At 46.3% G+C, this 14,692-nt stretch carries 10 protein-coding genes; 3 read left to right on the top strand and 7 right to left on the bottom strand.

Going from position 1 to position 14,692, the window contains the following annotated elements; genetic code table 11:
* Nucleotides 1-584 precede the first annotated feature (584 nt).
* The 3 genes from ACLBLI_RS15270 (at nt 585) to ACLBLI_RS15280 (ending at nt 6,245) form a co-directional block, all read left to right on the top strand.
* The gene (locus ACLBLI_RS15270) at nt 585-2,597 is read left to right on the top strand and encodes a PAS domain S-box protein (RefSeq protein WP_414828442.1); all 2,013 of its coding nucleotides are present in this window, start codon (nt 585-587) and stop codon (nt 2,595-2,597) included.
* Between the two features lie 392 nt (nt 2,598-2,989).
* Complete coding sequence (locus ACLBLI_RS15275) at nt 2,990-4,510, top strand: ISNCY family transposase (RefSeq protein ID WP_414828419.1); 1,521 nt, start codon at nt 2,990-2,992, stop codon at nt 4,508-4,510.
* A 214-nt stretch (nt 4,511-4,724) separates the two neighbouring features.
* A complete protein-coding gene (locus ACLBLI_RS15280) occupies nt 4,725-6,245 on the top strand; it encodes an ISNCY family transposase (protein WP_414828419.1) in 1,521 nt (506 codons plus the stop codon).
* Nucleotides 6,246-6,607: 362 nt separating this feature from the next.
* Here ACLBLI_RS15280 and ACLBLI_RS15285 read toward each other — a convergent pair whose 3' ends face one another.
* The 7 genes from ACLBLI_RS15285 to ACLBLI_RS15315 all read right to left on the bottom strand — a co-directional run bounded on the left by ACLBLI_RS15285 (nt 6,608) and on the right by ACLBLI_RS15315 (nt 14,691).
* On the bottom strand, nt 6,608-8,017 hold the full coding sequence (locus tag ACLBLI_RS15285) for a tetratricopeptide repeat protein (protein WP_414828443.1): 1,410 nt from the start codon (nt 8,015-8,017) through the stop codon (nt 6,608-6,610).
* Entirely contained in the window at nt 8,005-8,535 is a 531-nt protein-coding gene (locus ACLBLI_RS15290; protein ID WP_414828444.1) for a toll/interleukin-1 receptor domain-containing protein, read from the bottom strand. The genes ACLBLI_RS15285 and ACLBLI_RS15290 overlap by 13 nt, the downstream gene beginning before the upstream one ends.
* A gap of 6 nt (nt 8,536-8,541) precedes the next feature.
* Nucleotides 8,542-9,687: a hypothetical protein gene (locus tag ACLBLI_RS15295; protein ID WP_414828445.1), complete on the bottom strand. Its 1,146-nt coding sequence runs from the start codon at nt 9,685-9,687 to the stop codon at nt 8,542-8,544.
* 115 nt (nt 9,688-9,802) lie between these two features.
* The gene (locus tag ACLBLI_RS15300; RefSeq protein WP_414828446.1) at nt 9,803-10,822 is read right to left on the bottom strand and encodes a hypothetical protein; all 1,020 of its coding nucleotides are present in this window, start codon (nt 10,820-10,822) and stop codon (nt 9,803-9,805) included.
* A gap of 173 nt (nt 10,823-10,995) precedes the next feature.
* Nucleotides 10,996-11,733, bottom strand: coding sequence for a Tim44 domain-containing protein (locus ACLBLI_RS15305; protein ID WP_414828447.1), 738 nt, complete (start codon nt 11,731-11,733; stop codon nt 10,996-10,998).
* A 71-nt stretch (nt 11,734-11,804) separates the two neighbouring features.
* Entirely contained in the window at nt 11,805-12,842 is a 1,038-nt protein-coding gene (locus tag ACLBLI_RS15310; RefSeq protein ID WP_414828448.1) for a diguanylate cyclase domain-containing protein, read from the bottom strand.
* 340 nt (nt 12,843-13,182) lie between these two features.
* Nucleotides 13,183-14,691 carry a putative bifunctional diguanylate cyclase/phosphodiesterase gene (locus ACLBLI_RS15315; RefSeq protein ID WP_414828449.1) on the bottom strand — a complete coding sequence of 503 codons (1,509 nt, stop codon included), beginning with the start codon at nt 14,689-14,691 and terminating at the stop codon, nt 13,183-13,185.
* Nucleotide 14,692 lies beyond the last annotated feature (1 nt).

Raw genomic sequence — 14,692 nt, forward strand, 5'->3', positions numbered from 1 at the left:
CATCCCCTAGCTCAGCAGATAAAACTGTCCAAATAATAGCCTACCCGTTACCAATATCCAAAAAAAGCCTTAACTAAAAAGTTAAGGCGTAAGCGATGATATGTAGCGTTCTCCTACAGCACTGTTATTACATTACTCAAATGCCATCACCAATGGTCAAACGACTTAGATTTCATTGATGACACTATAAAAGACTCACTGTCCCAATTAACAATTAGTCAGCTTTGTAAAATCAGAAGAAAATACACAAAGGATTATGGTGCAGTGAATTCTGGCAACAAGGTCAATACCGTTTAGAAATGTGATGACTTATTTATTCGCAGATAGGCTATTTCCTAATGTTCGCTCCTTGACCAAAGCCGGAAGTCGGAAATCACATCATTGTACGTCCGCTCTTTGTTTGTAGCGGAAAATATAGCGAAATTCGAGGACAGGCTCCATGGTAACTAAAAGGGCACTAAGGTGTACATCAGCAAAAGCCTTATCTCGTTGATAAGTAGATTGTAGCAAACTCTGTCATTTACCTATTAAACGCAGCGTCAATGTTCTAATCTTTTGACTGGGTTCTTTGAAAAGAGTAATTCATGAGTGGCAGCGACGAAAGGTTACACGCGGAAATTAGTAGGCTAAGAACTGAGCTCGCTAAACAGCAGACTGAAAACATCACGTACAAGAGGTTATTTGATGTCTCTGGGGATGCACTTTCTATTATCGACCTTAGCACGGGGAAGTTCATCAAGTGCAATCAAGCTGCAATTGAGCTTCATGGCGTGGAAAGTGCCGATAACTTTCTCAATTTAAGGCCTTCTGACATCTCACCGGAATATCAGCCTTGTGGAAGAGCTTCCGAGGAAATGGCGGAAAAGTATATTCAAAAAGCTTTCTCTGAGGGACCTCAGCTTTTCCAATGGCTCCATTCACGATTAGATGGGTCAACGTTTCCGTGTTTAGTCTCTCTTTCTGCATTAGCGATTGGCAATCAGAGTCTGGTTTTAGCAATAGGCAGAGACATAACAGAACTGGTTGAAGCAAAGAGTCAACTACACTCAGCCAATGAAGCGGTGGAACGAGCTAGTGCTGCGTATTTAGAAGAAAAAGAAAAGTTCGAGAAGCTGGTCAATCTAGCGCCTGTTGGTATTGCGATAAACAGGCTCAGTGACGGGGGATTTGACTACGTTAATGAAGAGCTGAGCCGTTTTACTGGTTACCGCCTTGATGAGCTTAACAACATGGATTATTGGCAATTGACTCCTCAAAAATACGAGCAAGATGAGCAAGCTCAGCTGGCATCCCTGTCTACTACTGGTCGTTACGGGCCCTATTATAAAGAGTATATCCACAAGGACGGGCATACGTATCCGGTTCAACTCAACGGCGTAAAAATTACGAGTGCAATGGGCGAGGAACTTATTTGCTCTATTATACAGGACATTTCCAAACAAAAACTTGTTGAGCAACAACTCGAAACCGCCAAGCAAAGGGCGGAAGAAGCCAGCAAAATGAAAAGCGAATTCCTGGCAAATATGAGCCATGAAATTCGCACTCCGATGAACGCTGTTCTCGGTGGCTTGCAAATGATAGATACCGATGCGCTCGACGCTAAATCAGAGCTGATGCTAAGAAACGCCTTATCATCTGCCAGGTCATTACTCACGATCATAAACGATATTCTTGACTACTCGAAGATAGAAGACAAAAAGCTCCAATTGGAAAAACAACCCTTCTCGGTTATTGAGGTATTAAAGTCTGTCAAGTTTGATGTAGATGGAATCGTCAGTAATAAAGGAATTCAACTTATCAGCCATATCGAGGCAGGCTTTTCCGATGGTTGGTTAGGGGATATTGTCAGAGTTAAACAGATCTTACTTAATCTCGTGAGTAACGCTGTCAAGTTTACTGACAAAGGCAGTGTAACAATTAACATTTTCGAAGCTCAGCATAATAACGAAAAGGCACTTGGTTTCGATGTGATTGATACGGGGGTTGGTATGAGTGTAGAGGCCCAAAGTCGCTTATTTGAACGCTTCTCTCAAGCTGACAACTCCACAACTCGTAGGTTTGGTGGAAGTGGATTGGGAATGTCGATAACACTAAACCTTATAGATATGATGGATGGAGCAATAGATGTTAAAAGTGAACCAGGGTGCGGAACCGCGATACACGTTATCTTGCCGCTAGCGAAAACGGACAAAGAGGTTTATAAAACTGAGCATAAAGCTTTGGTTGCACCGTGTTTATCCGGCAGAAAAATACTCGTTGCCGAGGATAATGAGATTAATCAAGTTGTCATCGAAGCTTTACTTGAAAGCACCGAGGCAACCTTGACGATTGTTGAAAATGGCAAACTAGCGGTCGAAGCAGCAGAAAAGGATGAGTTTGATTTAATTTTAATGGACATACAAATGCCGGAGATGGATGGTATTGAAGCGATGAAGCATATCCGCCATTTGAGTAGCCACATTCCGATCATCGCGCTAACGGCTAATGCGATGGTTGAGGATGTTTCCAGCTATTTAAATTTAGGCTTTACAGCTCATGTTGCAAAGCCCGTCGATAAAAACCATCTTTATGGGTTACTGGCTTCAGTCTTACAGTAGTTATTTTTACAATCGTAAAAGACTTCTTGCAGGCTGCGTATGTTTTGGGTTTAAAACAAAAATAGCTCATACTGTGAACGTCTCTCACTCATCGTGCACATAAAACATGAAAGCTAAATTTTGGCTTAGGCGCAGATCGAATGTTCGAAAAATAGATAATGAATGTCCGCTCCTTGTCTTATTATGTCTGTCAGGTTTAGCCGAAACTTCCCAACAATTATGTCAGATTAGATTTAAGTGACTACAGTCTAATAGTGTTAACACCAAGCGATTTTGTCGTACTTTAATTACCACGCGATTCTGTCGTAGTCGCTAATTACCAAGGGAAATTGACGGTTATCTTTAACCGTGTTCTTTGAATGTTTTGTTTGTACATTTGAGGAACGCTAAGGATGATTGTGTTGAATTCCAAAGCTCAATTGACGGTTGATGTCATCGCGAAAGTGGCTGAACGTAAAATTACGATAGCCAATGCCGCTAAGCTCCTCAATAAATCCAGACGTACTGTTGAACGTTATTTGCAGAATTACCGAAGCCAAGGGTTACAGTTCATTGTTCACGGAAATACAGGCAGCGAGCCAGTTAATAAAACGCCTGACAGGCTTAAGCAGCAAGTTCAGTCGCTAATCCGTGAGAAATACTATGACCTGAACCTGTTGCACCTAGCCGAGATGCTTGAGACTCACGAACACATTGTTGTTAAGCGCGAGACACTGCGTAAATGGGCACATGATATCCATCATGTAAAACGGGCCAAGCGCAGGCGCAGCCGTGTTCACAAACGCAGAGAGCGAATGGAAGCGCCAGGGTTAATGCTGCAAATGGACGGCAGCACACATCGCTGGTTCGGCGATAAGAAGTCGTGTTTAATCGCCATGATTGATGATGCCAACAGCGATATTCATGCTGAGTTCTTTCCGTCAGAAACGACTGAAGGATGTATGAAAGTAATGCGCTCAGTCGTTGAGAAATACGGTGTATTTAAAACCTTGTATGTTGATCGAGCCGGAATATTTGGTGGCCCTAAACGCTGCAACTTCTCCCAGATGCAACGGGCCTGTGAGGAGCTGGGCATTGAAATCATCTTTGCCAGTTCTCCTCAGGGGAAAGGCAGGATTGAACGCGCCTTCGATACCCTGCAAGACAGGTTGATACCGGAGTTACGACTTAACAATATTACTGATATGACGGGCGCAAATAGCTACCTCCAACACGTCTTCATCCCCCAGTTCTGGCGTAAAAACCTGGTTGTAAAATCAAGAACGTCAGACACCGAATATGCGCCTGTATCCCGCTACACCAATCTTGATGATATCTGCATCACCAAGGTCTACCGGAAAATACGTAATGACCATACGTTTAGCTACAGGGGGAAACTCTACTTCATCGACTCACCACTTAAGCACTCAATCGCAAACCAGAAAATTGAAATTCGTACCGGTAAAAATAAGCGGTTCGATGCTTACTTCGCTGGACGACAGCTACAGGTAACAGAAGTCACTGAGCCTGAAAAACTGTCCTCGGAAGACAATGAGATCCAGAAGAAGCTAGAGGTATTAGCTTTAGCTGACAGGCTCAGAAATGTGGCAGAAGCTTCCCGTCTTAGTGGCGTCTCACGCGATACGATTTACCGCCATCGTAAACTGATAAAACAAGGTGGAATAGAATCGCTAAAACGTCAGGAAACGCCGGATCTTCATCACAAAAATCGTACCGACAGAGCCATTGAGGAAGTGGTCATCGAATTCTCCCTAGCTAACCCACACCTGGGACAATCTAAGGTATCACGGCTGCTCAAGTCTGAAAGAAACGTCGACATTCACGCCAGCGGCGTTCGCAATATCTGGCTGAGGGAAAACATGAATACTACTGCGTTACGATTGGCAAAGCTTGCCGAAGCGCGGCAACATTGATAGTGTGATTACGTCAAAATCGCTTGGTACTTATACCGTCAGTATCCCTTGGTAATCACATGACTACAGTCTAATAGTGTTAACACCAAGCGATTTTGTCGTACTTTAATTACCACGCGATTCTGTCGTAGTCGCTAATTACCAAGGGAAATTGACGGTTATCTTTAACCGTGTTCTTTGAATGTTTTGTTTGTACATTTGAGGAACGCTAAGGATGATTGTGTTGAATTCCAAAGCTCAATTGACGGTTGATGTCATCGCGAAAGTGGCTGAACGTAAAATTACGATAGCCAATGCCGCTAAGCTCCTCAATAAATCCAGACGTACTGTTGAACGTTATTTGCAGAATTACCGAAGCCAAGGGTTACAGTTCATTGTTCACGGAAATACAGGCAGCGAGCCAGTTAATAAAACGCCTGACAGGCTTAAGCAGCAAGTTCAGTCGCTAATCCGTGAGAAATACTATGACCTGAACCTGTTGCACCTAGCCGAGATGCTTGAGACTCACGAACACATTGTTGTTAAGCGCGAGACACTGCGTAAATGGGCACATGATATCCATCATGTAAAACGGGCCAAGCGCAGGCGCAGCCGTGTTCACAAACGCAGAGAGCGAATGGAAGCGCCAGGGTTAATGCTGCAAATGGACGGCAGCACACATCGCTGGTTCGGCGATAAGAAGTCGTGTTTAATCGCCATGATTGATGATGCCAACAGCGATATTCATGCTGAGTTCTTTCCGTCAGAAACGACTGAAGGATGTATGAAAGTAATGCGCTCAGTCGTTGAGAAATACGGTGTATTTAAAACCTTGTATGTTGATCGAGCCGGAATATTTGGTGGCCCTAAACGCTGCAACTTCTCCCAGATGCAACGGGCCTGTGAGGAGCTGGGCATTGAAATCATCTTTGCCAGTTCTCCTCAGGGGAAAGGCAGGATTGAACGCGCCTTCGATACCCTGCAAGACAGGTTGATACCGGAGTTACGACTTAACAATATTACTGATATGACGGGCGCAAATAGCTACCTCCAACACGTCTTCATCCCCCAGTTCTGGCGTAAAAACCTGGTTGTAAAATCAAGAACGTCAGACACCGAATATGCGCCTGTATCCCGCTACACCAATCTTGATGATATCTGCATCACCAAGGTCTACCGGAAAATACGTAATGACCATACGTTTAGCTACAGGGGGAAACTCTACTTCATCGACTCACCACTTAAGCACTCAATCGCAAACCAGAAAATTGAAATTCGTACCGGTAAAAATAAGCGGTTCGATGCTTACTTCGCTGGACGACAGCTACAGGTAACAGAAGTCACTGAGCCTGAAAAACTGTCCTCGGAAGACAATGAGATCCAGAAGAAGCTAGAGGTATTAGCTTTAGCTGACAGGCTCAGAAATGTGGCAGAAGCTTCCCGTCTTAGTGGCGTCTCACGCGATACGATTTACCGCCATCGTAAACTGATAAAACAAGGTGGAATAGAATCGCTAAAACGTCAGGAAACGCCGGATCTTCATCACAAAAATCGTACCGACAGAGCCATTGAGGAAGTGGTCATCGAATTCTCCCTAGCTAACCCACACCTGGGACAATCTAAGGTATCACGGCTGCTCAAGTCTGAAAGAAACGTCGACATTCACGCCAGCGGCGTTCGCAATATCTGGCTGAGGGAAAACATGAATACTACTGCGTTACGATTGGCAAAGCTTGCCGAAGCGCGGCAACATTGATAGTGTGATTACGTCAAAATCGCTTGGTACTTATACCGTCAGTATCCCTTGGTAATCACATGACTACAGTCTAATAGTTACTCATCGAGTCCCAAAGTATGCTGTTGCAAGGTGGTGTTCACAGTTAATTGCAGTCGTCTTTGCCAAGAAGCCTAACGTCGAAATGCGTGCTTCAGAGCTCGCCCTTCGAAGCTTGCGGCTAAGCTGCCTACTCGTCGCTGGCCTTTTTTTTACTTAACCCGTTAGCACTGCAAAAATCCGGCTTAATTAGTCTCTTGGCTGTATGCCTGAGCGACTACAGACTTATTCGCACCATCCCCGGGCAAAACCTATGAGACTTAGTAAAAGAACAAGAAATCAAATCATTCAGGCCCGGTATTTATATCATCACATACTTTCTGCAACTGTTGTGTAAACGCTGCGCTTTCGCCTAAAGTTTCGTTCAGGATAGACATGCCTTGCGCACAGTTTTCCTCAGCCAGTTCGTTGTCTCCAAAAGCCGCAAGGACGATAGCCTGATTTACCAGCAAATCGCCGTGATTCGGATGAACACCGCCATAACCCGCATCATAATGACGTTTCGCTTCTTCAAAATGCATCAGCGCTTTAGTCAGATCGTTTTGCTCTCCGGCAATAAGGCCCAGATACACTTCGGCAATTCCGCTTAGATAGTGCCTGCCACCATAGGCGTTATTGTATACATCCACAGATGCCATGAGCGCTTTTTCGGCGTCATCAAGCTGTCCCATTGCATGTAATATTTGCCCTTTCATAGACAATGCATCGGCCAGCGTCGGATTATCTTGCTCCAGAATGCGATCCATAACCTCCAAGGCACGATTAATTTGTGTCAGGGCATTCTCAATATCGCCGCCTAGAAAATCAACTTGCGCGCGTGCCAGCGCGATTTGCCCTAAGAGGATATCCTTCTCGCCGGCATTCGCGAGCACCAAGGTACGGGCTTTATCCAGGTCGTTCCCGGCACGGGTAAATTCCCCCATATCGGATAACAATAACGCTCTGTTTTGTAAGATATTTGCCAGCGCCAGTTGTTCCGTTTCTGGCAATGTCTCTAGTGCCAGAATAGCGCGTTCAAAGGCAATAAGGCCTTTTTCATGTTCACCGCGCTGGTAATGGATCAACGCTTTAATACGCTCTGTGTTCGCCTGTACTCTGGCTGATGCTTGAACCGAATCTTCCTTCGGCAGTCGTTCTAACAAACGCGTTGCCTGGGCAATGGCATCCATCGCGGCTTCCAGCTCCCCCTTACGGAAAAGCGCTTCGGCTTTTATAGATAGCGCACTGGCACCTGCCGTGTCAGTAAGAGAAGCAGTTTGATTAAGAATATCGATAGCCTGATCGAACAGACCTAAATTGTTGTAGGCTAGCGCGATAGTCTCCGACAAACGATGTTTCACTTCAGGTTGTCCCTCAAGCTCCACTGTCACCCTCTGAGCACCGCGGTCCAGAATCGATCTTGCAGTAACAGCGTTGGGGTTTGTCTCAATTGAGCGGGCACTGGAAAAAATATTCACCAGGAAATCAGAGACCGCGCGTGCTGTCGCCGATTCCTGCTCTGCCACAGCGCGCTGTTCAATAGCCTCAAGCCTGCGATCGTTGGCGTATATTGCCAGTCCCACAGCAAATACCATCGCCATAAGTGATGCCGCACTGACTTGTACCAAAGCGCGTATTCGCCGCGCATTCTCACGCTGAACAAGATCGTCCAGTTTGAGTCCGGTTAAGCCGCTCACAATTTTTAATTTGGCCAACCGCCTTCCGTCGGCGGTTTTGCGAACATCGGCGGCAATTGGTTCGCTGAGAGCCGCAGATTGATCACCGTCGTCAGTAATGGCAAACCTGAGTGCTGGCGAAAACACTCTGCATCTGTCATTTCGGGGCGCGAATTCGGCTCACCATCAACGATAAAGGCAAGGACATTGTCGGCACCGTGTATCATTTTGAACTGTCGTATTTCTTCGTTTACCCAACGAGATTGAGCCGCAGCAGGAGAACAAATAACAATCAGGCAAAGGGAATTCGCCAGAGCATCGTGAAGCTCCTGGCCTAAATTACCACTGGCAGGCAATTCGTCCTGATCGCGAAAGATAGGCGACAGTTTTTGGGGAACCTTTCCGAGTGTCGTTTGCGTTCCCACTAACTTTGAGGGGATCCGGTATCGCTCTAACTCTCTGTGAAGCCAGAGCGCAATCGCTTTATCTTTATGGCTGTAACTAATAAAGGCCCGATATCGCCAATCAGGAGAAGCATTTTCCGGTTGCGACGCCACGATAACTCAGTTGTGACGTCGACAGGCAAATAGTCCCAGCGCAGCCAGTAACAACAGCCCGGCGCTGGCCGGCGCTGGCACCACGGAAGCGCTGTTTATACCTGGTCCACTTACTGCGCGAAATCCAATCTGCCCGTTCTCGAACGTGGGATAGTTAAACTCGTACAAGCCAAACTCCAAGCCCTCAATTGAGCCGCTATCATTTTCTAAAGGCGACGCCAGAAGAGATGAGAGTAGTGATGAAGCGGAGCTGGTTCCGCGCGTGCCTCCAGCACCTCCCCTTCCGATAGGATCGCCAAAAGAACCGTATGCAATGGGACAGGCCTGACGACCTGTATCGTAACAATCTGCAGTTGAAAAGGTAGATACTTCCGTAATATAGGTTATGTTTCCAATTTCTCCTGGAGCAAGCAACATTGCTTCAGGAAACTCCACAAGAAAATCGGTCGCTCCCCAATCAAAGCTAATTTGCTGTTCGCTGCCAAACGGTGAAGTTTGACGAAAGTCAGTAAGGAAGTTTTCAACGCCGCCGAAATCCTGCACAATCCTGTTGGGACTGCCATCCTCTCCCAAAACCAGAGACAAGCCGCCGTTAAGCTCAAACAGAACCTCGTCTCCCGCCATCACTTTAAAATCAAAGCGCGTGCCTACCGCCTCAGCCCCCGGCGCAACGCGGTTGCCTACATCCTGCCAGTCATAGTCACCATCGTCTCTGAGGGCACAGTTGCGCAAATCGTTTGCCATGCAGCCGGAAACATAAATTCCCAGTCCAGCAGGCGTAATCTGTGAATTCAACGTAGGTCTGACACTCTCAGAACCGGTATTTTCAAAATAAACGTCAACAACCGTTCTCGATACGCTTTGCACTCCCCGTCCATAAGAAGCATTACCATTTTGAAACTCTACAACTCCCGGCCCAACGCGCGATGTTGTATCAAAGCTGGCGGCATAACCAAAAGAGGCATCGCCGTAAGACTCACTGATCTGCTCGCCGGAATAGCTGATATAGCGAAAATCATTTTCGGTGTCGTATCTGTCAATCAGACTGCTTGCGGTGGATTCTGTAACTACGCCGACAATACTGGCATTAGCGCCACCAATAACGGCAATATTCAACAACAGATACGACATGAGACGGGGGAGCTTTTCCATAGCCTGGGCGTCCGGGAAAAAGAAAGGTTGGTTAAATTATATACAACATCATGGGTAAGTAAACAAAACTGCAAGTTTTACACTATTTCATTCACCATGTGGCCGTTGGGTTAGGTTAGCTTCCAGCGGACTTTCTGACAGCGAGGATTTTTTGTTTCAGAACGGGACGGGAATTTTCGGGTAAATACCGCAGGTGTGCTTCGAGGAAAGCAGGTGACGCGTAAATCGACATAATTGCTTTGTTAATGTTGGCTATGGCCTCTTTGCCTTTTTGTGTATTGGCACAAAGCACATGTCCACTGGTAAATGCCGCAATGCCTTCAACTTCGTATTCTCTCACCGGAACGGGGGAAGTATATTGCATTGCCCGGTCATAGGTAGACGGAAAAATCAGTGCAAATCCAACTTGATGTCTGAAAAACAATTGCATGAACCGTTCAAAGTAAACGTCTTTGGGTAGCCGAATTATCTGTTCAGGATCCGCTTTCGCGATGTCGCTATCCAACGTATTTCCGAAAGAAAAGTCACTGGGGAGAATGATCGCAGCATCGGGATATTGCGCCAGCGCTTCATGCAGACTGCGCAGGTGATTATTGTCAGTGAGTAGGGCCTCGCTCAGGGGAGGAAGTGAGGCAAGTTGATACAGCCGGACTGACTGGAAAAAGTTAAGCGGCAATGAAATCGCATACTTCTCCCGGCGTTGTGGATTTATAATTTTATTCACCACACACGCTGCTTCGCCACTGTCCATAAGCGCAAAAGCGCGGGGTAAAGAGGTAAACATCACGTTACGCGAGTAATCGAGTTCATCTAAAAGCAGCTTTACGGTATCCAGCGCTGTCGATACGTTCTGGTAGGGTTGCTTTTCAAACTCAGTGATTAACAATTTACTGTCACTGTAAATTGTTATGTCATCAAGGGAATGAGTAAAAGCAAGCGGACTAAACAAAACTAAGACACTGGCAAAACAAGACCAGATAAACTTCATAACTCTTCTCTGCGCTTCCCTGGCCTGCAATTGTTCGCCAGCAGCAACTTTCCCATAATTGTGAAGATGTCGACGACGCCGTTGCGAATTGTAAAACGGTTCAGTCTGCTTCTCCTCGTCCCCAACGTTTGTACTTTCCCTTGTCATATCAGACGCGTCCTTACGGATGCCGGTCATGTCGTCATCGCCCCTGCGCAGACAGCTTCTCAGAAGCTACTTTATGCCCATTACGACTCGCTGGCAGCGGGCAATTCCGTGATACGATTGCTTACTGCCACTCAGCAGGCTGGGTTGAGGGCGTATTCTACAGCGAATAAACGTCAGAGATCGAGCGGCTTTAACAGCGTGTTTTCTATTTTTGGCAAGTCCTTCATCATTTTTGAATAAGACTGTGTCATCACCCCCTCTTCAATATCAGCAACCTTCCACTCGCCGTTATCGATTATCAGAGTCCATACCGTATCTACATCTTTAAAACGCTTACTTCCCTCAACAACTTTCGAAGAATGCCTTTCCTTGAGAAAGTCTTTCATCCTGGCTTCTATCGCTATCATTATCATAGAGCCTTCGTGAGTTTCACCGTGATCATTACGATGAACAAACAGCACCGGACGAATGTAGTTAATCTTCTTTACCTTGCAGATATTTACCAGCCCTTCCTCTTTCCAGCGATTCAGATAAGCCATCTGCTGATTCTGCCAGTACCAATCCGTCATCCAGTCCGACACGTCTGACAGATCTTCATTCTCCCATCCAGAGTGGACTTTCATAAAACAGTCTTTGGCGCGATGCTTCAGCATTAACCAGTCAAAGTTTGGATGATAGTTCGCCATGAACTTCAGATCTTTGCGGCTGCGTCGCTCGGCCATCTTCTCACGAAATACCATCAACAAAATTAATGGCAAAAAGAAAATCGTCAGTAACCCAAGTACTATTTTGCCCCAGAAAGTATCAAACACCGCGCTGGCAATTTTGCCTCCGGGCCCCGCAAGGGCTGGCTCGGAAAAATAGATAAACAGTATAAGCAGGGCCGTATAGCCAATTATTTTCGCTGACATGACACATCCTTGTAGTACAACTTTACTAATGAAAAATATAACCGCGACCAGAGACCGTTCGCAGAAAAATATTATGCCTCCATCGAAGCATAATGCACATGTTTATGCTGATACATTCGTTTGTCTGCGATATCCAGTAGTGAATCGTTTCCTGTGCTGTCATCAGGATAAATGGCCCAGCCCACGCTGGCAGAGATTGTCAGCGGTATATTGTCAAAATTATAAGGTCTCTGAGAGAGCCACTGGAAACGCTCCAAAACGCTTTCAATACATTCTGCCGATTTGATATTCCCCATGATAATACCAAATTCGTCTCCCCCCAGTCTGGCAATTTTATCTGACGGTCGAAAAACGTTTCGCAGACGTTTCGACAGCTCAGAAAGCATCGCATCACCGGCACGATGGCCATATTTGTCATTCACTGATTTCAGTCCGTTCATGTCCATAACCAGAATGCTGAATTTCTGATCCAGGCAGGGATCGCAAAGCGACTGCTCCAGCCGGAAATATTCCATAAACGCAGAACGGTTATACAACCCGGTAAGAAAGTCGTGCGTTGCCTGATACACCAAAGTGTCTTTAACGAACCGATGACAATAATACAATGTGGCCGCCATCTGTTCTGAAATAAGCCGCAACGCCGCCGAGTCTTCAGACGTGAACTGATGCTTCTCACGCGACAACACTTTTAATACTCCGATGATATGGTCTTCATGATGCAGCGGAATTAGCAACATTGACGCAATGCCTATTTTGGCGCACGCCGCCTGGTTGACCCGGCGATTAATAAACACATCGTTACAAAGCTGTACCTTGCCAGTTTGCAGGCAGTAGCCGGTGAGACTGTTCGAGACTGGTAAACTCAATCCTAAAAAAGACTCTGCGATACCGGATGCAGCCCGGTATACCATGCGCTCGCCCTCTTTAAACTCTATTGCCGCCCCGTCACAACGCACCAATTCACCACAATGGGTAACAATAATTTGCATTACAGACGACAGATCCATACCTACTTTGGCGATGGACGTTTGCATGTCTACAACTTGCTTTAATTTGTTGCAACGTATTTGCCAGTTACTTCCCAGCTTTTCGATGGAAACAGCTTGCATTTTCACCTCGTGTAAATCTTTCTGCCTTACAAACTGGATCCCTGCCGGCTCGGGCAAAAAGCCATTGATGCGTTACAGGACTGAGACAACATTGCTGAGCATGATGGTGCGCCTTAACTTAACTCAACATCGGTTCATCCAAATGCTGCAAACTGCGCAACAAACTGATTACAATTTAACCTGTTAGCGGATAAATTTCCACTTCTGCCTGTGACTTCACGATAGATAAAAGCACGCAAATCCATGGCGCAGGAGCGTTGACAGTGCTTTCTGAAAGAGGGAGGTAAGACGTTTTTAAGCTGCCTGCTGAGGCGCGATGAAAAGCAACACAGGCCGATGTTTAATGAGGAACATCTTCGCGCGCCTTTGCATTTTCGATATGCGCTTTTAACTGGTCAATCGGCATTGGCCGGCCAAGGTAGTAACCCTGCGCTTCCAGGCAGCCGAACTCATGTAACAGCGCTAGCTGCTCGGCCGTTTCTATTCCCTCTGCAACGATATTAATCCCGAAGCTACGGGCCATAGCAATAATAGCGCCGACGATGGTTCTGGACCGCTCATCATCCCGTAGTTCTGACACAAAACTTCTGTCTATTTTAATTTCATCAACAGTGAGATCTTTTAACATTGCCAGCGACGTGTAGCCGGTACCAAAATCGTCAATGGAAAATGTCAGCCCCGATGACTGCAGCCGGGATATGATTTCCACGCTGTTTTTCATGTTGCTGAGTGTTGCCGTTTCGGTAATTTCAATTCGAATAAACGGGGCAAGCCTGGATTTTTCCAGAATAAAGCTCGTCAGGGCCTGCATTTCGTCTGCGTCGTTAAATTCTGTAGCGGAAATATTGATGGCAACGTGCGACAGCGGGTCCCCCAGCAGATCGACGTCATCAAGCTCTTCACTGACTTTTTTCACCACCAGTTTGGATATTGCACTGGTGAGGCCTACTTCTTCGGCCAACGGTATAAATACATCCGGAGGTATAAAACCTTCGACAGGGTGGATCCAGCGCACCAATACTTCAGCACCGCTTACTGACATCGTTTGTAGGTTATATTTGGGCTGATAGACAACTTTCAGCGATTCACTAGTGATTGCCTCGCGCAGATCCATCAGCATCTGACGGCGTTTCATGGCCTTTTCGGTTAATGATTTATCATGAAACTGAATCGCGTTTCCCGTCGCCTTCGCGACATTCAGCGCTTCTGTTGCCGACACCATCAGCTCTTTGGCAGCCCTCCCATCAGCGGGAAATATCGCGACACCAATGCTACAGGTAGCATCAATATTCAGCTTTTTCGTACAACGTGCAAACATGCGCTGAAAGGCAAGTGCGTGCTCTTCTACGTCAAAATCGCTCTCTATCACCGAGAAGCTGGCAAACTGGTCTGCGTGTAACCTGGCAACCACAGCTCCTGGTAACGCCGTTTTACGAATGCCGGTCGCCAGCTCCTGCAGTAAAATGTCGGCTCGCTCGTACCCAAGTCTTTCATTGAGGCTTTTGAAGTTGTCAACGTCCAGGTATCCCAGAACGATTTGATATCCCGGCTTTTTGCGATCAATTGCCAACCCCAGTGACCGGATAAACATATTGAGGCTAAAAAGCCCGGTCAGACTGTCTACATCATTGACTTGCTGAAGCACTTTGCTGGAACGGTATACTAAAATTAGTAGCAGCACGGCCGTTATCGTAACGAAGCCAAGACCTTTGTAGGTTTGTGCCAGCGACCGCAATCCCTCACTTTCAATAAGTGCACTTACTACAATATCTGAAAACAGGATCCAGAGTGCTGCAAATACCGCATAAATCAGTGCGACTTTCAGCGCAGAACTTACCGCTCTATCCATT

The sequence above is a fragment of the Alteromonas sp. H39 genome (assembly GCF_047556435.1).
Taxonomy (GTDB): domain Bacteria; phylum Pseudomonadota; class Gammaproteobacteria; order Enterobacterales; family Alteromonadaceae; genus Alteromonas.

What these genes read in the sequence shown, in the direction of transcription:
- ACLBLI_RS15270 (WP_414828442.1), top strand. Translation starts at nt 585, where the DNA reads ATGAGTGGCAGCGACGAAAGGTTACACGCGGAAATTAGTAGGCTAAGA.
- ACLBLI_RS15275 (WP_414828419.1), top strand. Translation starts at nt 2,990, where the DNA reads ATGATTGTGTTGAATTCCAAAGCTCAATTGACGGTTGATGTCATCGCG.
- ACLBLI_RS15280 (WP_414828419.1), top strand. Translation starts at nt 4,725, where the DNA reads ATGATTGTGTTGAATTCCAAAGCTCAATTGACGGTTGATGTCATCGCG.
- ACLBLI_RS15295 (WP_414828445.1), bottom strand. Translation starts at nt 9,687, where the DNA reads ATGGAAAAGCTCCCCCGTCTCATGTCGTATCTGTTGTTGAATATTGCC.
- ACLBLI_RS15300 (WP_414828446.1), bottom strand. Translation starts at nt 10,822, where the DNA reads ATGACAAGGGAAAGTACAAACGTTGGGGACGAGGAGAAGCAGACTGAA.
- ACLBLI_RS15305 (WP_414828447.1), bottom strand. Translation starts at nt 11,733, where the DNA reads ATGTCAGCGAAAATAATTGGCTATACGGCCCTGCTTATACTGTTTATC.
- ACLBLI_RS15310 (WP_414828448.1), bottom strand. Translation starts at nt 12,842, where the DNA reads ATGCAAGCTGTTTCCATCGAAAAGCTGGGAAGTAACTGGCAAATACGT.
- ACLBLI_RS15315 (WP_414828449.1), bottom strand. Translation starts at nt 14,691, where the DNA reads ATGGATAGAGCGGTAAGTTCTGCGCTGAAAGTCGCACTGATTTATGCG.